Origin of the sequence: Bradyrhizobium zhanjiangense (assembly GCF_004114935.1) — a bacterium.
Lineage (GTDB): Bacteria > Pseudomonadota > Alphaproteobacteria > Rhizobiales > Xanthobacteraceae > Bradyrhizobium > Bradyrhizobium zhanjiangense.
The window spans coordinates 4,722,437-4,742,511 of record NZ_CP022221.1 but is presented as its reverse complement, the minus strand read 5'-3'; the positions used below and the strand labels follow the sequence as shown (position 1 = coordinate 4,742,511).

Genomic DNA, 20,075 nt, shown 5'->3' with positions numbered 1-20,075 from the left:
CGGCGGTCAGCGAAGGCGACACGCTGACAACAGCACCGCCGCCTCAATCCACCTTGATGTTGGCCGCCTTGATGATCGGCCACCATTTTGCGATCTCGGCCTTCTGGCGGGTGCCGAGCGCTTCTGGCGTGAGCTGATCCTTGGGCGTCATCTCCAGGCCCTGGCTTTCGAGTTGCTTCTTCACTCCGGGATCGCTCAGCGCTTCCACGGCCGCCGCATTGAGCTTGGTCACGATCTCCTTCGGCGTCCCTTTCGGCACCCACATGCCCGACCACAGCGTCATGTTGAAACCCTTGAGACCCGCCTCCGCCGCGGTTGGAATCTCCGGCGCCGACGGCAGGCGTTTGTCGTCGGTGATGGCGTAGGCGCGAATGGTGCCGGCGCGGACTTGGTTGATGGAGTTCGAGGTCTGGTCGACGATGAGGTCGATCTGGCCGGCGATGAGATCGTTGAGGGCGGGCGCGGTGCCGCGATACGGCACGTATTGCAGCTTGATGCCGGAGACGCTCTCGAAATAGACGCCGGCGATGTGGCTGCCGGAGCCCGCGCCGGCGGTGCCTGCGGTGGGCGGCGACGGCCGTGACTTTAGCCACTCAATGAACTCTTTCAGCGAGGCCGCGGGCACCGCGTTCTTGCTGACAATGATCATCGGATTGCTCGGCAACAGCACCACCGGCTCGAGGTCGGCGACGAGGTCGTATTTGAGCTTGTAGACGGCACCGTTGGCAACGTGCGTGCCGAGATGGCCGAATGAGATGGTGTAGCCGTCCGGCGGTGACTGCACGGCGCGGCCGACGCCGATCGAGCCGCCCGCGCCGGTGACATTCTCGATCACCACGGGCTGGCCAAGCGACACCCGCATGCGTTCCGCAAGCACCCGCGCCATTGCATCCGACGGCCCGCCAGCCGCGAATGGCACGATGATTGTGACGGGACGCGTGGGAAAATCGTCGGCGCGCGCGGCGCCTGCAACAGCGAGAATAGCAATCAGCGCAGCCCAAGCGGCCTTCATGGTCCTCTCCCCAGCAATGTCTTTATTATTTTTGGCGCTCTGCCCGCGTACGGGAAGAGGGATCAATCGTGGCGTATTGCCGCGCTAATCTAAAGCGCGATGAGATTAGGATGAATCGTCATCGCGCTCTAGGTTATCGCTTGAGCATGATCTTTTCGGAAAACCGTTGCAGCACACTTTTCCGGACCATGCTCTAGAACTGCGTGTAGTCGATCGGCTTGTGACGATCGAGCGTGCGGGTGACCGGCGGCAGTGGATATTTCAGGCCGGTCGCACAGTTGAACAGCATCACGCGGTCGGTCTTGCTGACGCGGCCGTCGGCGAGGCTCTGTTTGTAGGCGGCGTAGGTGGCGGCGCCCTCGGGGCACAGCAGCAGCCCCTCCTCGCGCGCAACCTCGCTCAGCGCCGACGATATCTTGTCGTCGTCGACCGCGATGGCAAAACCCTTGCTCTGTCGCACTGCGCGCAGGATCAGGAAATCGCCGATCGCCTGCGGAACGCGAATGCCGGAAGCGATGGTGTGCGCATCCTCCCAGCGCGTCGCATGCTCGGTGCCGGCGTCATAGGCCCGCACCATCGGCGCGCAGCCCGAGGCCTGCACCGCGACCATGCGCGGACGCTTCGAGCCGATGAAGCCGATCTTCTCGAGCTCGTCGAACGCCTTCCACATGCCGATCAGGCCGGTGCCGCCACCGGTCGGATAGAAGATCACGTCGGGCACGTCCCAGCCGAGCTGCTCGGCGAGCTCGAGGCCCATCGTCTTCTTGCCCTCGATGCGGTACGGCTCCTTCAGCGTCGACGTGTCGAACCAGCCGACTTTTGCTTTCCCCTCGCCTACGATCTTGCCGCAATCGTCGATATAGCCGTTGACGCGATAGACGGTCGCGCCCTGGAGCTCGATCTCGCTGACATTCACTTCCGGTGTGTCGGCTGGGCAGAAGATCGTAGTCTTGATGCCGCACGACGTCGCATAGGCCGCGAGCGCCGCGCCGGCGTTGCCGTTGGTCGGCATCGCCATGTGCTTGATGCCGAGCGCCTTGCCCATCGACACCGCCATCACGAGGCCGCGCGCCTTGAACGAGCCGGTCGGCAGCCGCCCTTCGTCCTTCACGATGATCTCGCCGCCGCCGAGTTTGGCGCCGAGCTTCGGCAGCCGGATCAGCGGCGTCGTGACCTCGCCGAGGGAGACGATGTCCTTGCATTTGCGCACCGGCAGCAGCTCGCGGTAGCGCCACATGTCGCCGGGACGCTGGGCCAAAGCGTCCTTGGTCAGCGCCTTCTTCACCCCGGTGAGGTCGTAGCGCACCAGGAGCGGCTTGCCGGCCTTGGAGAGGTTATGGACCTGGTCGGCGGGGTAATGATCGCCCTCCATCGCGCATTCGAGATGCGTGACGAAGGTCGGACGTTCGATGGTCAGGTTGTCGTTGTCGTGCATGGGTTCATTCCCTCTTCTTGTTTTCGTATTTCTCTATCAGACCCGTCACCCTGAGGTGCTCTCCATGCGGCGCCACGCGCCGGATGGAGAGCCTCGAAGGGCGACGAGCCCGGCTGCTGCATCTCAGCCGTTCATCCTTCGAGGCTCGCCCAACGGTGCTCTGCACCGCTGGCCTCGCACCTCAGGATGACGGAGCCGAGAGACGCGAAGCCCAGCCCGTCAAATATTCAGCACCCGTCCATAAGCATCCAGCACGGCTTCCTTCATCATCTCCGACAGCGTCGGATGCGGGAACACGGTGTGCATCAGTTCTTCTTCCGTGGTCTCCAGATTCATGGCGACGACATAGCCCTGGATCAGTTCGGTGACTTCAGCGCCGACCATGTGAGCGCCGAGAAGCTGGCCGGTCTTCTTGTCGAAGATCACCTTGACCAGACCCTGGTCCTCGCCGAGCGCGATCGCCTTGCCGTTGCCGACGAAGGGGAAGCGGCCGACTCGGATCTCGCGGCCATTCTCCTTGGCCTTGGCTTCGGTGAGACCGACCGAGGCGACCTGCGGATGACAATAGGTGCAGCCCGGGATCATGTTCTTGTCCATGGGGTGCGGATTGAGGCCCTTGATCGCCTCGACGCAGATCACACCCTCATGCTCGGCCTTGTGCGCGAGCATCGGGGGACCAGCGACGTCGCCGATGGCGTAGATCCCGGGGACATTGGTCTTGCCGTGGCCGTCGGCCACGATGATGCCGCGGTCGGTTTTGACGCCGAGCTTTTCGAGGCCGAGATTCTCGATGTTGCCGACGACGCCGATCGCCGAGATCACCCGCTCGAACTCGGTCGTGACAGGCTTGCCCTTGCCGTCGTCAATGGTGGCGACGACGCTATGGGCCTTCTTCTCGAGTTTTGTGACTTTGGTCGAGGACATGATTTTCATGCCCATCTTCTCAAAGCGTTTCCGCGCGAGCCCTGCGATCTCCGCGTCCTCCACGGGAAGGATCTGCGGCAGCACCTCGACCACGGTGACGTCAGAGCCCATGGTGTGGAAGAACGAGGCGAACTCGATGCCGATCGCGCCGGAGCCGACCACCAGCAGCGACTTCGGAATCCGGTCCGGCACCATCGCCTCGAAATAGGTCCAGACCAGCTTCTGGTCGGGCTCGAGCCCCGGCAGCACGCGCGGCCGCGCGCCGGTCGCGATGATTATGTGCTTGGCCTGGTAGGTCCCCTCGCCCAGCGAGCCCTTCGGCGCCTCGACATCGGACTTTTTCACGGTGACCTTGCCGGGTGCGTCGATCGAGGCCGCGCCCCAGATCACGCTGACCTTGTTCTTCTTCATCAGGAAGCCGACGCCCGTGTTCAACTGCTTCGAGACGCCACGCGAGCGCTGCACCACGGCTTTCGGATCGAACGACACCTTTTCGGCCGAGAGGCCGTAATCCTTGGCGTGCTGCATGTAGTGATAGATCTCGGCCGAACGCAGCAGCGCCTTGGTCGGGATGCAGCCCCAGTTCAGGCAGATACCGCCAAGATACGACTTCTCGACGATCGCCGTCTTGAAGCCGAGCTGGGCGGCGCGTATCGCGGTGACATAGCCGCCGGGACCGGAGCCAATGATGATGACGTCGAAGGATGTATCGGCCATGGCGGCTCCCGTTCAACTCAAGAAGCGCCGCGGGCGCGGCGCTTGAAGACAACAAACCTGACCAGCCATTCGATGATCCCGACCAGGACCAGAATGGCCAGCGCGCTCAACACAATGGGTTGAGCGATGTTTCGCGACAGTTGCTCTCCCGACAGGAAGGCGGATTGAAGAAAATCAAGCCCGATCGGATTGAGCGCGACAACGGCTCCGAGCAGCAGCGATATCCATGGCCAGCGGGTACGGACATGCAAGGTTGCCCCCTCTGCCGCCGCGTCAGACCATCATCATGACGGGATTTTCGATCAGCTGCTTGAACGCACCGATCAGCTCGGCGCCGAGCGCGCCGTCGATGGCGCGGTGATCGCAGGACAAGGTCACGCTCATCATGTTCGCGATCTCGATCTTGCCGCCGCGCACGACGGGACGCTCTTCGCTGGTGCCCACGGCCAGAATGGTCGCGTGCGGCGGATTGATCACGGCGGTGAAGTGGCTGATGCCGTACATGCCGAGGTTGGAGACGGCAGTGGTGCCGCCCTGGTATTCCTCAGGCTTCAGCTTGCGCGAGCGGGCGCGCGCGGCAAAATCCTTCATCTCGTTGGAGATGGTGGAGAGCGTCTTGGTCTCCGCCTTGCGGATGATCGGCGTGATCAAGCCGCCCGGCATCGCGACGGCAACGCCGACGTCGGAATGGTGGTGCTTGACCATGCCGCTTTCGGTCCAGCTGACGTTGCAGTTCGGGATTTTCTGCAGCGCGACCGCCATCGCCTTGATGACGAAGTCGTTGACCGAGATCTTGTAAAGCGGCTTCTTCTCCTTGTCCTTGGGAGCAGCCGCATTGATCTCCTCGCGCGCGACCAGCAGCTTGCCGATGTCGCAGTCGATGGTGAGATAGAAGTGCGGGACGTTCTGGATCGATGCGGTCAGGCGCTGCGCGATGGTGCGGCGCATGCCGTCATGCGGGACGATGTCGTAGGTATCAGGCTCGAACAGCGACAGGATCTGCTTATCCGACATGGTCGGCGCGATTGCCGGCGCCCCGGACGGCGCCGCCGCGGGCGCCTTGAGGCCCTTGCCGGACTTGGCCTGCTCGACGTCGCGCGCGACCACGCGGCCGTGCGGGCCGGTGCCCGTGACCATCGCAACATCGATGCCGGCTTCCTTAGCGATACGGCGCGCCAGCGGCGATGAGAACACACGGCCGCCATGGCCGTTCCCGTGCGCGGCGGGAGCTGCAGCCTGCGCCGCCGGCGCCGGCGCCGCCTTCGGTGCGGCCGGAGCAGGTGCCGGTGCCGGCGCAGCAGCAGGTGCCTCAGCGGCCTTTGGCGGTGCAGCCGAGGCGGTCGGCTTCGCAGCGCCCGCGGCCTTCACGTCCTCGCCCTCGCCGGCCAGCACCGCGATCACGTCGTTGACCGGGACGTCCTGCGTACCCTCGGGCACCAGGATCTTGGCGATCGTGCCCTCGTCGATCGCCTCGACCTCCATGGTCGCCTTGTCGGTCTCGATCTCGGCGATGACGTCGCCGGATTTGACCTTGTCGCCTTCCTTCTTCAGCCACTTGGCGAGGTTGCCCTTCTCCATTGTCGGCGAGAGAGCGGGCATCAGGATGTTGATGGGCATGCTGACCTCACGAAGAACTTCTCAAAACGTCGCCTTCGATAGCGAAGACGAACAGACCAGGTTTAGTTGCCGATGTCGCCCTGCCACAGGCGCTCATTGGCGGGATTGGAACGCCACGTCTTCATCATGGTGATGGAGCGGTCGTCGGCAAGATCGATCCAGGGGATGCCGAACTTGTCGAGGATGTCCTTGGACCCTGGGAAGGTGACGGACTCTCCGATCACCACCAGCTTGACCTTGAACAGCGCCAGCGCGCCGGCGCACATCGAGCAAGGCGACAGCGTGGTGTACATGACGGTGTCGTGGAACGTGATTGCGCCCGCCTCGCGCAGGCAGCTCATCTCACCGTGCAGGATCACGTTGTTCTCCTGCACGCGGTTGTTATGGCCGCGGGCGATGATCTTGTTGTCGCGCGTCAGCACCGCGCCGATCGGCAGGCCACCTTGCGCGATCGAGGCTTCCGCCTCGCGGATCGCCTCCAGCATGAAATCGTAGTGATAGGATTCGATCGCCACGTCAGTGCCCCTTGCCGCGTGGCGTCGTCGTGCCGGTGTCGGTGGGACGCTCGATCTCGGCCTGGAACATGTCCAGGATCCGGTTCAGGGCATCCTCCTCGGTGTATTCGCTCTCGCGCGCATAGGCGCGCGCAGCATGACGGGCGAGATCGACCAGCAGCAGGCCCCACATGTCGGGCTCCTCGAAGGCGCGCTGGAACGCCATCGATAGCCCGCCGTCCAGCACGAACACGCGCAGGATCTCGACCGCGTCCTCGCGGGTCATGACGTCGGGCGGCAGTGGCTGCTCCTTCGGGCCCGCCATGGTCTACCTGTAGCAGACGGCTTTGGCGGCCTCGACGACTTCCGCCGCCGAGGGCAGCGCGAGCTTCTCCAGGTTCGCGGCATAGGGCATCGGCACGTCCTTGCCGGAGACGCGCGTAACCGGCGCGTCGAGATAATCGAAGGCATTCTCCATGATGCGCGCGGCGATCTCGGCGCCGACGCCGCTCTGGGCCCAGCCCTCCTCCACCGTCACCGCACGGCCCGTCTTCTTGACCGAGTTGATGATGGTCTCGGTATCCATCGGGCGCAGCGTGCGCAGGTCGATCACCTCGGCCTCGATGCCGTCCTTGGCGAGCTCGTCGGCGGCCTTGAGCGCATAAGTCATGCCGTTCGACCAGGAGATGATGGTGACGTGGCTGCCGGAGCGCACGATGCGCGCCTTGCCGATCGGAATCACGAAATCGTCGAGCTTGGGCACTTGCCCGGTGTGACCGTAGAGCACCTCATTCTCGAGGAAGATCACCGGATTGGGATCGCGGATCGCGGCCTTGAGCAGACCCTTGGCATCGGCCGCGGAATACGGCGCGACCACCTTGAGACCGGGAATGTGCGAGTACCAGGCCGAATAGTCCTGGCTGTGCTGGGCGGCGACGCGCGCAGCCGCGCCGTTGGGCCCGCGGAACACGATCGAGCAGCCCATCTGACCGCCGGACATGTACAGCGTCTTGGCCGCGGAGTTGATGATCTGGTCGATCGCCTGCATGGCGAAGTTGAAGGTCATGAACTCGACGATCGGCTTGAGGCCGGTCATCGCGGCACCGACGCCGACGCCGGCAAAACCGTGCTCGGTGATCGGGGTGTCGATGACCCGCCTGGCGCCGAACTCCTGGAGCAGGCCCTGGGTGACCTTGTAGGCGCCCTGATATTCGGCGACTTCTTCACCCATCACGAAGACATCGGCGTCGCGGCGCATCTCTTCGGCCATGGCGTCGCGCAAGGCTTCGCGGATGGTCTGCGTCACCATCTCCGTGCCGGCGGGTACTTCGGGATCGGGCTCGGCCACGGCCTGCGGCGCGGCTGGCGCGGCCTTGGGCTGAGGCGCTTCGGCCTTTGCAGCGGTGGGCGGAGCGGACTCCGCAGCCTTCTCCTGCTTGGCCGGTGCGGGTGCTTTCGCGAGATCGGCGGCGCTCTCGCCGTCGGCGAGAATGGTCGCGATCGGCGTGTTCACCGCAACATCGGCAGTGCCCTCGGGGATCAGGATCTTGCCGAGCGTGCCCTCATCGGTCGCCTCGACCTCCATCGTCGCCTTGTCGGTCTCGATCTCGGCGATGACGTCGCCCGACTTGATCGGCTCGCCTTCTTTCTTCAGCCATTTGGCGAGGTTGCCCTTCTCCATCGTGGGCGACAACGCGGGCATCAGCACTTGAATTGGCATATCGACTCCAAAAGAAAGCTTGCGCGCGTTCAGCGGTAAACGTCGGTCCAGAGCTCGGCGGCATCCGGCTCGGGATCATGTTGGGCGAAATCGGCGGATGCGTTGACGATATCGCGCACCTCGGCGTCGATCGCCTTCAGATCCTGCTCAGTGACCTTGGCCGCCAAGAGGCGGTTACGCACCTGCTCGATCGGATCCTGGTCGTGGCGGACCTTCTCGACCTCCTCACGCGTGCGATATTTTGCAGGATCGGACATCGAGTGGCCGCGATAGCGGTACGTCTGCATCTCCAGGATGTAGGGACCCTTGCCGGCACGGCACCAGGCCGCCGCCTCCTCGCCCGCAGCCTTCACGGCGCGGACATCCATACCGTCGACCTGCTTGCCGGGAATGTTGAAGGACGCGCCGCGCTTGGAAAAATCCTGCTGCGCCGAGGCGCGCGAGACCGAGGTGCCCATGGCGTAGCGGTTGTTCTCAATGACAAAGATCACCGGCAGTTTCCAGAGCTCCGCCATGTTGAAGCTCTCATAGACCTGGCCCTGATTGGCCGCGCCGTCGCCGAAATAGGTGACGCTCACATTGCCGTTGCCGCGATAGTGGTTGGCGAAGGCGAGACCCGTGCCGAGCGAGACCTGCGCGCCGACGATGCCGTGGCCGCCGTAAAAGTGCTTCTCCTTGCTGAACATGTGCATGGAGCCGCCCTTGCCCTTGGAATAGCCGCCGCGGCGACCCGTGAGCTCGGCCATGACGCCGTTGGCCTCCATGCCGGTGGCGAGCATGTGACCGTGATCGCGATAGCCGGTGATGACCTGATCGCCCTCTTTCAGGGCCATCTGCATGCCAACCACCACGGCCTCCTGGCCGATATAGAGGTGGCAGAAGCCGCCGATTGCGCCCATGCCGTAGAGCTGGCCAGCCTTCTCCTCGAAGCGCCGGATCAGGAGCATGTCGCGGAGCGCCTTGAGCTCCTGCTCCCTGGTGAATTCCGGGGGCGAACCGCCGTCGGTCTTGTCCTGTGGAGTGCTTGCGGCGGCTTTCTTGGGTGCGGCCATGGGAATTCCGGGTCAGAGAAAACTTTCGCCCTCTCTAACCCAAGTCAAACACCGTTGGAAAGCACCGCGGCGGCATGGCACGATTTTCATTATGCCGCACTGCAACGTGATCGTAATATTGGAAAATCTTTGGCGCCGATCGGGCAACAAATCGATGCAACGCTGCCGAACGCGCAGATTCGTGACCGCGTCAAGAAGCGTTGAGGCGACCGGGACCTGACATTCGGAATGGGCGGCGCCGAAACGACGCCGCCCTCTCCGCCGACCGATCAGAAGAAGCCAAGCTTCTTCGGGCTGTAGCTGACCAGGAGGTTCTTGGTCTGCTGGTAGTGGTCGAGCATCATCTTGTGGGTTTCACGCCCGACGCCCGACTGCTTGTAGCCGCCGAAGGCCGCATGCGCGGGATAGGCATGGTAGCAGTTGGTCCAGACCCGGCCGGCCTGGATCGCCCGGCCGAAGCGGTAGCAGCGGTTGGCATCGCGGCTCCAGACGCCGGCTCCTAGGCCGTAGAGCGTGTCATTGGCGATCGCGAGCGCCTCCTCGTCGGTCTTGAAGGTCGTGACCGAGACCACAGGGCCGAAGATCTCCTCCTGGAAGATCCGCATCTTGTTGTGGCCCTCGAACACGGTCGGCTGCACGTAGAAGCCGCCGGCGAGATCGCCCGCAAGCTCGGCACGTCCGCCGCCGGCCAGCACCTTCGCGCCCTCCTGCTTGCCGATGTCGATATAGGAGAGGATCTTGGACAGCTGCTCGCCCGAGGCCTGCGCGCCGATCATGGTGGTGGCGTCGCGCGGATCGCCCTGCTTGATCGCGGCGACGCGCTTCAGCGCCCGCTCCATGAAGCGGTCATAGATATCCGCATGCACGAGCGCCCGGCTCGGACAGGTGCAGACCTCGCCCTGGTTCAGCGCGAACATGACGAAGCCTTCGATCGCCTTGTCGAAGAAGTCGTCGTCTTCCGCGGTGACGTCGTTGAAGAAGATGTTCGGCGACTTGCCGCCGAGCTCCAGCGTGACGGGAATGAGGTTCTGGCTGGCATATTGCATGATCAGCCGGCCCGTCGTGGTCTCGCCGGTAAAGGCGATCTTGGCGATGCGCGGGCTGGAAGCGAGCGGCTTGCCGGCTTCCAGGCCAAATCCGTTGACGATGTTGAGGACGCCCGGCGGCAGGATGTCGGCGATGATTTCGGCCCAGACCATGATCGAAGCCGGCGTCTGCTCGGCGGGCTTGAGCACGACGCAATTGCCGGCGGCCAGCGCGGGCGCAAGCTTCCAGCAGGCCATCAGCAGCGGGAAGTTCCAGGGAATGATCTGGCCGACCACGCCGAGCGGCTCGTGGAAATGATAGGCGATGGTGTCGTGGTCGATCTCGCCGATCGAGCCTTCCTGGGCGCGCACGACGCCGGCGAAGTAGCGGAAGTGATCGATGGCGAGCGGCAGGTCGGCGGCGCGGGTCTCGCGGATCGGCTTGCCATTGTCCCAGGTCTCGGCGATGGCGAGACGCTCGAGGTTCTCCTCCATGCGGTCGGCGATCCGGTTCAGGATCGCGGCGCGCTCGGCGACGCTGGTGCGGCCCCACGCGGCCTTCGCCGCATGCGCCGCATCGAGGGCCGCCTCGACGTCCTGCGCGTCGGAGCGCGCGATCTTGCAGACGACCTGGCCGGTGACCGGCGAGGCATTGTCGAAATATTTGCCCGAGATCGGCGCGACGAATTTGCCGCCGATGAAATTGTCATAGCGTTCGGCGAAGGGAACTTTGGTGACGCTGAGGAATTCCACCTTGTTCATTGATCACTCCCGATGTTTGCTGTTCGCGCAATTCGTCGCGTGGTCGCGACTTGCGCCGACGATGATGCGGGAGGTGTTTTCTGTCAGCCCGGGCGGGAGCGATGATGGCGCCGACCTGTCGCAGTTCTGCGACAGTCGTGGGCGAGGCAGCGCAAGATTGAGCACTTGCAGCTACCACACCGTCATTGCGAGCGAAGCGAAGCAATCCAGACTGTCCCCGCGGAAAGATTCTGGATTGCTTCGCTTCGCTCACAATGACGGAAATAGAAAGCTCAGTGGTTCAGCTCGAACCGCTTCAGCTTCCGATGCAGCGTGGCGCGGCTGACGCCGAGGGCCTTGGCGGCCGCCGAAACGTTGCCACCCGCGCGGAGCATCGCCCGCTGCAACACCGCGCGCTGACCGCCGGCAAGGTGGTCGTGTGCAGTGTCGCCGCCGAGGAGATCGGCCGCGGGCACCGGCTGCAGTGCCCGGCCGAGGGCGATCCCGAGTCCGATCCGGGCAGCGCGGGTTGCGCCGATCACGAGATCGTCCGCGTCAACGGCGATGAGGCCGCCGCAACTACCGTCCGGGCCCTGCGTCAGAACGATGCGGGCATGGCTGAAGGCCCTGCGAAACAGGTCGGCCTCGATACGCTTGGCCGCCTCGCCCGCCGCCAGCGCGATCAGACTGGAGAACGCATCGGTGCGGTCGGCGCGGCAGGAGGAGACGTCGAGCACGCCTGCGAGCGCCGCCTCGTGATCGTAGATTGGAACGGCGGTACAGCTCAAAAGCGTGTTGCGGGCGAAGAAGTGCTGGTCGCGATCGATCGTCAGCGGACGCTGCTCGACGAGGCAGGTGCCGATGCCGTTGGTGCCCTCGTGCTCCTCGCTCCAGAGCGCGCCGGTCCACAGCCCCCAGGATTGAAACGTCGCATCGTCCCCCGGCGTGCCACGGCGATCGACCGGAACGCCCTCGCCGTCCGCGAGCAACACGCAACAGCCGCTCGCGCCGACGGCCTGATACAGCCGGTCCATCGCACCTTGTGCGGCTGCCAGCAGCGGCGCGATGCGCTCGCGGGCCTGATCCAGCTCGGCTTCGGTGAGCCGCATCGGTGAGCTGCGCCCGGCGGGATCGAGATGATGCAATCGGGACGAACGGCGCCACGAGGCCACGAGCGCGGACCGGGCCGCCTGGCCTGACGCGATAGCGGCCTCGACGCGGGCCGCGTGATGCGGGGGCATTGACCCATTCATCACTTGTTTCCTCCGGAAGGCAGTCTAGGCAGTACCGGCACGGCTCGGTTGATCTGCGTCAATCTTGGGCGATTGCGAGGCATGAGCCCCCTGCTGTGGCGCCGTCAAGGCAGCCGACCACTTCTTGGCCTACGACTTTCGGTACAGTCGAGGGCTGAATTGGCGGCGATCGGCAGCCGCTTTCGTTGCCGGTTTCGAATGCAGCGAAAACGCTATTTCGCCGGGATCATCCGAACGAGATCGTGCGGATTGACATAGTCGAGCTGGTAGCGCGCCCGCTCGTCCAGCATATCAGGATCGATCCTGGACGTGCGTAGCAACGAGACGCGCTGCTCGCTCCTGGCGCGCTCGCGCTTGAGCTGTGCCAGCTCGCTGGTCAGCGCGATGATCTCCTGGTCCAGTTCCTGGCGGGCGTTGAGGCCGTATTTGCCGGTGTAGGCGTTGACGCCGAAATAGCCGACGATGGCCGCCGCCATCGCATAGAGGGCAAGACCGGTCAGGATCGATTTCAGGCGCGCGCGCGAGACCATCTTGGGAAGATGGGACAGGTTGGTTAAGGGAGTACTAATGCGCCCGGCCCGCGCCACGCACTTCGAGACCCTCATGGTGAGGAGGCCGCGCAGCGACCATCTCGAACCATGAAGGCCCGGATCTCGCCCGCGGCCATCCTTCGAGACGGCGCTAGCGGGCCTCCTCTCAGGATGAGGACTTCCGGTGTCGCCGCGGGGTATTCGGCCTCAGCCGTGATGCTTCGCGACGTGGGCGGCGAAAGCGTCGATATAGGCCTGGAGCACAGGCTTCAGCGACTCCTTGACCGGATTGCCCTCGGCATCAAAGGCGTCGCCAATGGCGTTCAGATAGGTCTCCGGCTGTTGCATGATCGGGCCGCTAATACCAGGCAGGATGGTTTGCAAATGCTTGGCCGCGCTGACCCCGCCGAGCGGGCCCGGCGAATTGGAGATGATGCCGACCGGCTTGCCATTGAGCGAGCTCTTGCCATAGGGCCGCGAGGCGACGTCGATGGCGTTCTTCAGCGCGCCAGGGATGGAGCGGTTGTATTCGGGCGTGACGAAGATGACGCCGTCCGACTTCTGAAGCTTATCGCGGAACGCCAGCCAGTCCGCGGGTGGCGCGCCCTCGAGGTCCTGGTTGAAGAACGAGATGCCCGCCGGCGTGATCACCTCGAGCTTGAGCGAGCTAGGTGCGAGCTTGGCGAGCGCATTGGCGATCTTGAGCGAAAAGCCGGCCTTGCGCACGCTGCCGGCGATTACGACGATATTGTAGGCCATGGAATGTCCTTCGAACTTGAGCGGGAGTGCCGGGAGCGCACTTAAGCGATCCGGACCGATGGATGCAAGTGCATGAACCGGCTCGATTTGGAAACGCTGCGTTTCTCGAACGTACCCCTTGGCTTCTCCGGGGCGACATCGCGCCCTTTGGCTGTTGGCCAAAACATTCGGGCCGCCAAGCGGCGGCCCGATCTCTCGCCCAAACGGCTAACTCCGATCAGATCGTCGGATTCCACGCCGACGGAATGAGGCGATATTTGGCGCCGTCCTTCACGACATGCCCGACCGACGGGAAGGTGAAGTGGAAGCCGATCACGGTCGCCTTCTCGGCCGCAGCCATGTCATAGAATTTGTGACGGGTCGCTTGCGCCATCGCGGCATCATAGTCGAACATCACATGCCAGTCCGGATTGCGCAGGAAGAATTCGGGAATGTTGGTGACATCGGACTGGATCAGCACCTTGGCATCGCCCGATGCGACCGCGAACGAGGTGTGGCCGGGCGTGTGGCCCGGCGTCGCGATCGAGGTGATGCCGGGCGCGACCTCCTTGCCCCACTCGTACTTGGTGACCTTGGATTCGAGGCCGGCAAAGGTCTTCTTCACGTTGGCGAAATAGTTCTTCATCATCGGGTTGGACTCGGCCTTGGCGGCGTTGTCCTCGCTGGTCCAGAACTCCCAGTCTTTGCCCGGCACCATGATCTCCGCATTCGGGAAGGCGAGCGCGCCATCGGCGAGACGGAGGCCGTTGGTGTGATCGGGATGCAGATGCGACAGTAGCACGACATCGATGTTCTTGGGATCGACGCCAGCGGCGCCAAGGTTTTGCAGGGTGCGGCCGACAGCGCCCTTGCTCGGCTCGAGATTGGCGACGCCGTTGCCGGTATCGATCAGCACGAGCTTGGAGCCGGTGTTGATGAGCTGCGGATTGAACGGCACCGTGACCATGCCCTTCGGCATGTAGGCCGCCTCGCCCGCGGCCAGCGCCTCATCCTTCGGTATGTTGACGACGAACTTCTCCGGCATCGGGAAGGTGCGCGCACCGTCGTTGATCGAGGTGCACTCGTAGCTGCCGACCTTGTAGCGGTAGAAGCCCGGCGCCTGCGTCCCAGCCGGCGGCACTGAGGCATTGGCGGTGGTCGGTCCAAGCCCGGTAACGGCGGCCGCACTGAGGGCGGCGGCACCTGCGAGCAGGTGACGGCGATTGAGGTCGGTCATGCAGAGGTCCCCTTCTGAACGCCTTGCGGTTTTTCCGCTTTCAACGGCGGCGGGAATAATCCCCCGCTTCGCTCAGAAGGCAAGTCCCTTCTTCCGGTGACGTGCCGTCGCACATCACGATAATTTATTCGGGTTGATGGGGAATTTTTCGGCGATCGCCTGTCTGCGCCAGTATCGCTTCGGTGCATTGCCGTAGACTCGCTTGAAGGCGTGTCCGAAGGCGCTCTCCGACGAGTATCCAAGCTGCGCGGCCGTTGCCGAAACGGTCGCTCCACGTCGAAGAAGATCGCGTGCAAGTCGCATTCGCCATCGAAGCAGGTAGTCGAGCGGCGCCAGCCCCACCAGGGACTTGAACCGCTTCGAAAACGCGGATCGCGACATGGCGATCGCTTCGGACAATGCTTCCAGGGTCCAGGGGTGAGCGGCGTCTTCGTGCATCAGCCTGATGGCCTTGCCGATCCTGGCGTCGACCAGTGCGTTGATCCATCCCAAACCCTCGCCGGCATCCTGATCCAGCGCCGCGCGGAGCACCTGGACGAGCAGGACGTCGGCAAGCCTGTCGGTGAGTACGGCCGCTCCGATTCCCGTCCCCCTGATTTCAAGGTCGAGAATCTCGAGCGTGGAATGAATGACGGCTGCGGACGGACTGCGCGACGGTATGAGCAGAAAGCGAGGGAGCGCATCGAGCAGCAATCCGGCGTCCGACGCTTCGAAACCGAAACTGCCGGCAAGCAGAACGGTATCGCGGCCCGCGTGACGCGCGACATCCGACTGCGTCCAATCGAACGCCGCTATACCGTCTTCGGGAGCAAGGCGTTGGTCGTTGGCCAGAACATAGGCTGGTGCATTGGCCAGAAGAAAGCAGTCGCCGGAGACAAGCCGATGATGGGCTTCGTCGCCGAAATCGATCCAGCAATCACCTCGGATGACCGCGCCGAACTTAAGGGCGGGTTTGGCCGGGAACCGATACGACCAATTGCCGCCCGCCTCGAACCTCGTGCAACGCGCAGCGCGAACGTTCAGGAGCGAGAAGACCTGAGACAGCGGGTCCGGGGTCTTGTGCCTATCCGAGGGTTTGTCCAAGCCTTGATCCGATCTCGACGATTTTCGAGCACTTCGAGCATAGATCAACCTCGATTCCGATGCGAAGTTCATCTCGCAACGAATTGCGTGGAACATCTATGACAGGCATCGCAGGCAAGGTCATCGCCATCACGGGCGCCAGCAGCGGAATTGGCGAAGCCGCCGCCCGGCATCTCGCAGAACGTGGCGCCATCATGATCCTCGGCGCACGGCGCGCCGACCGGCTGCAGATTCTGGCCGCGAGCATCGCCTCAAAGGGCGGAAAGGCGTCGTACCTCGTCACCGACGTCAGGCAACGCGAGGATGTCGCCAGGCTCGTCGGACTTGCCACGGACCGATACGGGAAGCTGGACGTCCTGATCAACAATGCGGGGATTGCCCCGATTTCCCGCCTCGACGACCTGAGGGTCGACGACTGGGACGACATGATCGACGTGAATGTGAAAGGCGTGCTCTACGGAATCGCCGCCGCCCTGCCCGTCTTCCGACGTCAGGGCTTCGGTCATTTCATCAACACCCTGTCGACCGCCGGCATCAAGATCGTTCCGACCATGGCGGTCTACGCGGGATCGAAGAATGCCGTCAGGGCGATTTCCGAAGGGCTTCGTCAGGAGGCCGGCCCCTCACTTCGGGTGACGACCATCTCACCCGGTTATGTCGACACCGAACTGCCGTCCTCCATGACGGATTCCGCGTTGCGGGAGCAAGGGCAAGCAGGCATGAAGGCGATGGCCATTCCGGCGAGCGCAATCGCGGAGGCGATGGCCTTCGCGATTGCGCAGCCGGATAGCGTGGACGTCGGCGAGATCGTCATTCGCCCCACGGCTCAGGCATAAATTCGATCAGGCCTGGACGCCGTTGCGCGTCACGACTTATTCGGGTTGATGAGGAATTTTTCGCCGGTGGCCCGTTTGGCGTACACTGCGATGTTGGCAGGGTCGAGCGCCTCCGCAAGCGAGACCACCTTGGTGTAGTGGCTGGCGAAGGTGGTCTTGAGCTCGGACGCGACGCGCTGGCGCAGGCGACCGATCTCGGCCGGACCGATCTTCTGGAGGAATGGCGTGAGCAGCCAGCCGCCGACGCCCCAGCTCAGGCCAAATGAGCGGTTCAGCTCGGTCGGGCGCGTATCGAGGCTGCCGTAGATATAGACCTGCTTGTAGACGTTGGAGCCGTAGCGGCTGTATTCCTTCGCGGTCTTGTTGGCCGCGATCTCCATGGCGGTCAGGATCTGGCTCGCCAGCTTGCCGCCGCCGATGGCGTCGAAGGCAATCGTGGCGCCGGTCTCGACCAGCGCGTTGGTGAGGTCGTCCATGAAGCTCGCCGCGCTGGAATCCACGACATGCTTGGCGCCGATCTTGTGCAGGATGTCGGCCTGCTCCTTGCTGCGCACGATGTTGACGAGACCGATGCCGTCCTTGATGCAGATCTTGTTGAGCATCTGGCCGAGATTGGAGGCGGCGGCCGTGTGCACCAGCGCCTTGTGGTTCTCGCGGCGCATCGTCTCGGTCATGCCGAGCGCGGTCAGCGGATTGACGAACCAGGAGGCACCGTCGGCCGCCGTGGTGCCTGCCGGCAGCTCCATGACGTCGCGGACCTTCAGCACGCGATACTGCGTGTACATCGCGCCGCCGATCATCGACACCGTCTTGCCCATCAGCGCCTTCGCCGCGTCCGATGATCCGGTCCGGATCACCGTGCCGGCGCCTTCGTTGCCGACCGGCAATGACTGATCGAACCTGGCCGCCATCATCCGCATCGCGCCCTCAGGCATTTTCGCGGTGATGACCGGTGCGTCCTTCGTGCCGGAAGCCTGAGCCGCCGACATGTCGGCGGCCCCGATCAAGAGCCCGAGGTCGGAGGGGTTGATCGGCGTGGCTTCGACGCGAACCACGACCTCATCGTCGGCCGGCTCCGGTGTCGGGACATTCACGAGGGACAATTCCAGCTCGCCGCTCTTCTTCAGCAGCGAACGCAGCTGCAGTCCGGTCTTGCCGTCGCTCATGTCGATCCTCCCCTGTCCTCTTTTCGCGAGTCGAAGCGCCGGCTTATGCCAGCGCCTTCAGTGCCGCCTTGCCGCCATAGAGCGCCTGCTTGCCGAGCTGCTGCTCGATGCGCAGGAGCTGGTTGTATTTGGCGGTGCGGTCGGACCGCGCAAGGGAGCCGGTCTTGATCTGACCGCAATTGGTGGCAACCGCGAGGTCGGCGATGGTGGAATCCTCGGTCTCGCCCGAGCGGTGCGACATCACGGAGGTGTAGCCGGCCTTGTGCGCCATCTCGACGGCGGCGAGCGTCTCGGTCAGCGTGCCGATCTGGTTGACCTTGATCAGGATCGAGTTGGCTCGGCCCGCTTTGATGCCTTCGGCGAGGCGCTTGACGTTGGTGACGAAGAGATCGTCGCCGACGAGCTGGCACTTCTTGCCGATGAGGTCGGTGAGCTCCTTCCAGCCGTCCATGTCGTCTTCCGACATGCCATCCTCGATCGTCACGATCGGATAGCGCGCGACGAGGTCCGCAAGGTACTTGGCCTGCTCGGAGATCGAGCGGGACTTGCCCTCGCCTTCATAGACGTACTTGCCGTCCCTAAAGAACTCGGTCGAGGCGCAGTCGAGGCCGAGCACGATGTCGGTGCCCGCCTTGAAGCCGGCCTTGCCGATCGCGTTCATGACGAAGTCGAGCGCCGCGTCCGCTGACGGCAGGTTCGGGGCGAAGCCGCCCTCGTCGCCGACATTGGTGTTGTGGCCGGCCTTCTTCAGCTCGGACTTCAGCGTGTGGAAGACTTCCGCGCCGTAGCGCAGGCCCTCGGCAAAGCTCGACGCGCCGACCGGCAGGATCATGAATTCCTGGAAGTCGATCGGGTTGTCGGCATGCACGCCGCCATTGATGATGTTCATCATCGGCACCGGCAGGAGCCGCGCCGAGGTGCCGCCGACATAACGATAGAGCGGCATGTCGAGCGAGTTCGCGGCCGCCTTGGCGCAGGCCAGCGACACACCGAGGATCGCGTTGGCGCCCAGCCGGCTCTTGTTCGGCGTACCGTCGAGGTCGATCATGATCTGATCGATCTGGGCCTGCTGTTCGACGTCAAGGCCGCTCAGGGCCTCGAAGATCTCGCCATTGACGGCGCTGACTGCCTTGGAGACGCCCTTGCCGAGATAGCGGGCCTTGTCACCGTCGCGCAGTTCCACCGCCTCATGGGCGCCGGTCGAGGCCCCCGACGGCACCGCGGCGCGGCCGAGCGCGCCGTCTTCCAGCACGACATCGACCTCGACGGTGGGATTACCCCGGCTATCGAGGATTTCGCGGCCGATGATGTCGATGATGGCGGTCATGATGTGCACTTCCGTTCGTTAGGGCTGATCGGTGTCGCGGGTCTTACACGGGCCGCAAGCAAATGTGAACGCTTGGACGAGCCGCTTCGACTGACGCGTGAAGAACCTCAGATTATGCTCGACGACATCTGCTCCGCGCGTCCATCCTCAATCCTAGACAGTCGGGGTAACGCCATGAATCGCCGCCAGTTTCTTGCCTCGAGCGCAGCCCTCCTCGCCATCCGCCCAAGTTTTGCGCAGGAAGGCCCGTTCCGGACAAAATACTTCCCGATCAGCCCCGGCATCGGCCTGCACGATCTCACGCCCGCTCCTGACGGCACCGTGTGGTTCACGGCGCAAGGCAAGGGCCTGCTCGGCAGACTCGATCCAAAGGATGGCACCTTCAAGACGGTCAGCCTCGGCCAGGGCGCCGCCCCGCATGGCGTGACAATCGGCCCCGACGGCGCGCCATGGATCACCGAAGGCGGCCAGAACGCGATCGCGCGGGTCGACCCCGGCGATCTCAAGGTCACGCTGTTCCGCCTGCCGGAAAAGTTCGCCTCCGCCAATCTCAACACCGGCGTGTTCGATAAGGCCGGCACGTATTGGTTCACCGGCCAGTCCGGCTATTACGGCCGGCTCACGCCGAAGTCGGGCGAGATGACGGTCTTCAAGGCACCAAAAGGCATCGGGCCCTACGGCATCACCGTCACGCCCAAGGGCGACATCTGGTACGCCTCCCTCGCCGGCAGCTACATCGCCAAAGTCGATCTTGCAAACGGCAATGCCCGCGTCGTGCAGCCGCCGACACCGAATGCGGGCTCACGGCGCGTCTGGTCGGATTCAAAGAGCCGGATCTGGGTCAGCGAGTGGAATAGCGGGCATGTCTCAGTGCACGATCCCGCCGACGGCTCGTGGAAGACGTGGAAGCTGCCGGGCGAACGTCCCCGCGCCTACGCGGTCTATGTCGACGACAAGGACAAGGTCTGGCTGAGCGATTTCTCCGCCAACGCCATCGTCCGTTTCGATCCCACGACCGAGCGCTTCAACGTCTTCGCCAGCGACAAAGCCAATGCCAATGTGCGCCAGCTCGACGGCAGGCCGGGCGAGCTGTGGGGTTGCGAGTCCGGCAACGACCGGATCGTCATGATCCAGACGATCGCGGCCGGTTGACGGCCGCGCCATTTGC

Annotated in this window: 20 protein-coding genes; 3 read left to right on the top strand and 17 right to left on the bottom strand. The window is 63.9% G+C overall.

What is annotated here, in order from left to right; all coding sequences use genetic code 11:
- Positions 1 to 43: 43 nt before the first annotated feature.
- The 9 genes from XH85_RS22645 to pdhA form a co-directional block, all read right to left on the bottom strand.
- A complete protein-coding gene (locus tag XH85_RS22645) occupies positions 44 to 1,012 on the bottom strand; it encodes a tripartite tricarboxylate transporter substrate binding protein BugD (protein WP_164940611.1) in 969 nt (322 codons plus the stop codon).
- Positions 1,013 to 1,205: 193 nt separating this feature from the next.
- Positions 1,206 to 2,447 carry a threonine synthase gene (locus tag XH85_RS22640; RefSeq protein ID WP_128933546.1) on the bottom strand — a complete coding sequence of 414 codons (1,242 nt, stop codon included), beginning with the start codon at positions 2,445 to 2,447 and terminating at the stop codon, positions 1,206 to 1,208.
- A gap of 219 nt (positions 2,448 to 2,666) precedes the next feature.
- Positions 2,667 to 4,088 carry a dihydrolipoyl dehydrogenase gene (lpdA, locus tag XH85_RS22635; protein WP_128933545.1) on the bottom strand — a complete coding sequence of 474 codons (1,422 nt, stop codon included), beginning with the start codon at positions 4,086 to 4,088 and terminating at the stop codon, positions 2,667 to 2,669.
- A gap of 17 nt (positions 4,089 to 4,105) precedes the next feature.
- Positions 4,106 to 4,339 carry a hypothetical protein gene (locus XH85_RS22630; protein ID WP_128933544.1) on the bottom strand — a complete coding sequence of 78 codons (234 nt, stop codon included), beginning with the start codon at positions 4,337 to 4,339 and terminating at the stop codon, positions 4,106 to 4,108.
- A 22-nt stretch (positions 4,340 to 4,361) separates the two neighbouring features.
- Positions 4,362 to 5,705 (bottom strand): pyruvate dehydrogenase complex dihydrolipoamide acetyltransferase, encoded by a 1,344-nt coding sequence (locus XH85_RS22625; protein WP_128933543.1) that lies wholly within the window; start codon positions 5,703 to 5,705, stop codon positions 4,362 to 4,364.
- 62 nt (positions 5,706 to 5,767) lie between these two features.
- Positions 5,768 to 6,220 (bottom strand): nucleoside deaminase, encoded by a 453-nt coding sequence (locus XH85_RS22620; protein WP_128933542.1) that lies wholly within the window; start codon positions 6,218 to 6,220, stop codon positions 5,768 to 5,770.
- Position 6,221: 1 nt separating this feature from the next.
- The gene (locus XH85_RS22615; protein WP_027559362.1) at positions 6,222 to 6,524 is read right to left on the bottom strand and encodes a DUF5076 domain-containing protein; all 303 of its coding nucleotides are present in this window, start codon (positions 6,522 to 6,524) and stop codon (positions 6,222 to 6,224) included.
- A 3-nt stretch (positions 6,525 to 6,527) separates the two neighbouring features.
- On the bottom strand, positions 6,528 to 7,919 hold the full coding sequence (locus XH85_RS22610; protein WP_128933541.1) for a pyruvate dehydrogenase complex E1 component subunit beta: 1,392 nt from the start codon (positions 7,917 to 7,919) through the stop codon (positions 6,528 to 6,530).
- A gap of 29 nt (positions 7,920 to 7,948) precedes the next feature.
- Positions 7,949 to 8,971: a pyruvate dehydrogenase (acetyl-transferring) E1 component subunit alpha gene (gene pdhA / locus XH85_RS22605; protein ID WP_128933540.1), complete on the bottom strand. Its 1,023-nt coding sequence runs from the start codon at positions 8,969 to 8,971 to the stop codon at positions 7,949 to 7,951.
- Between the two features lie 54 nt (positions 8,972 to 9,025).
- On the opposite strand from pdhA, the gene XH85_RS45265 reads away from it, so the two are divergent.
- A complete protein-coding gene (locus XH85_RS45265) occupies positions 9,026 to 9,175 on the top strand; it encodes a hypothetical protein (protein ID WP_164934894.1) in 150 nt (49 codons plus the stop codon).
- Between the two features lie 65 nt (positions 9,176 to 9,240).
- Here XH85_RS45265 and adh read toward each other — a convergent pair whose 3' ends face one another.
- The 6 genes from adh to XH85_RS22570 form a co-directional block, all read right to left on the bottom strand.
- Positions 9,241 to 10,758 carry an aldehyde dehydrogenase gene (gene adh, locus XH85_RS22600; protein ID WP_128933539.1) on the bottom strand — a complete coding sequence of 506 codons (1,518 nt, stop codon included), beginning with the start codon at positions 10,756 to 10,758 and terminating at the stop codon, positions 9,241 to 9,243.
- Between the two features lie 272 nt (positions 10,759 to 11,030).
- Positions 11,031 to 11,990 (bottom strand): GAF domain-containing protein, encoded by a 960-nt coding sequence (locus XH85_RS22590; protein ID WP_164940412.1) that lies wholly within the window; start codon positions 11,988 to 11,990, stop codon positions 11,031 to 11,033.
- Positions 11,991 to 12,202: 212 nt separating this feature from the next.
- Complete coding sequence (locus XH85_RS22585) at positions 12,203 to 12,520, bottom strand: FtsB family cell division protein (protein WP_008567889.1); 318 nt, start codon at positions 12,518 to 12,520, stop codon at positions 12,203 to 12,205.
- Between the two features lie 207 nt (positions 12,521 to 12,727).
- On the bottom strand, positions 12,728 to 13,279 hold the full coding sequence (locus XH85_RS22580; protein ID WP_128933536.1) for an NADPH-dependent FMN reductase: 552 nt from the start codon (positions 13,277 to 13,279) through the stop codon (positions 12,728 to 12,730).
- Positions 13,280 to 13,496: 217 nt separating this feature from the next.
- Positions 13,497 to 14,495 (bottom strand): MBL fold metallo-hydrolase, encoded by a 999-nt coding sequence (locus tag XH85_RS22575; protein WP_128933535.1) that lies wholly within the window; start codon positions 14,493 to 14,495, stop codon positions 13,497 to 13,499.
- Between the two features lie 114 nt (positions 14,496 to 14,609).
- Positions 14,610 to 15,578: an AraC family transcriptional regulator gene (locus XH85_RS22570; protein ID WP_164940411.1), complete on the bottom strand. Its 969-nt coding sequence runs from the start codon at positions 15,576 to 15,578 to the stop codon at positions 14,610 to 14,612.
- A 98-nt stretch (positions 15,579 to 15,676) separates the two neighbouring features.
- Between XH85_RS22570 and XH85_RS22565 the strand changes: the two genes are divergently transcribed.
- Positions 15,677 to 16,414, top strand: a complete 738-nt coding sequence (locus tag XH85_RS22565; RefSeq protein ID WP_128933534.1) for an SDR family oxidoreductase — start codon at positions 15,677 to 15,679, stop codon at positions 16,412 to 16,414.
- Positions 16,415 to 16,443: 29 nt separating this feature from the next.
- On the opposite strand, the gene XH85_RS22560 is transcribed toward XH85_RS22565, so the two are convergent.
- A complete protein-coding gene (locus XH85_RS22560) occupies positions 16,444 to 17,580 on the bottom strand; it encodes a zinc-binding dehydrogenase (protein WP_091885673.1) in 1,137 nt (378 codons plus the stop codon).
- A 43-nt stretch (positions 17,581 to 17,623) separates the two neighbouring features.
- A complete protein-coding gene (gene eno, locus XH85_RS22555; RefSeq protein ID WP_128933533.1) occupies positions 17,624 to 18,907 on the bottom strand; it encodes a phosphopyruvate hydratase in 1,284 nt (427 codons plus the stop codon).
- A 174-nt stretch (positions 18,908 to 19,081) separates the two neighbouring features.
- On the opposite strand from eno, the gene XH85_RS22550 reads away from it, so the two are divergent.
- Positions 19,082 to 20,059 carry a Vgb family protein gene (locus XH85_RS22550; protein WP_128933532.1) on the top strand — a complete coding sequence of 326 codons (978 nt, stop codon included), beginning with the start codon at positions 19,082 to 19,084 and terminating at the stop codon, positions 20,057 to 20,059.
- Positions 20,060 to 20,075 lie beyond the last annotated feature (16 nt).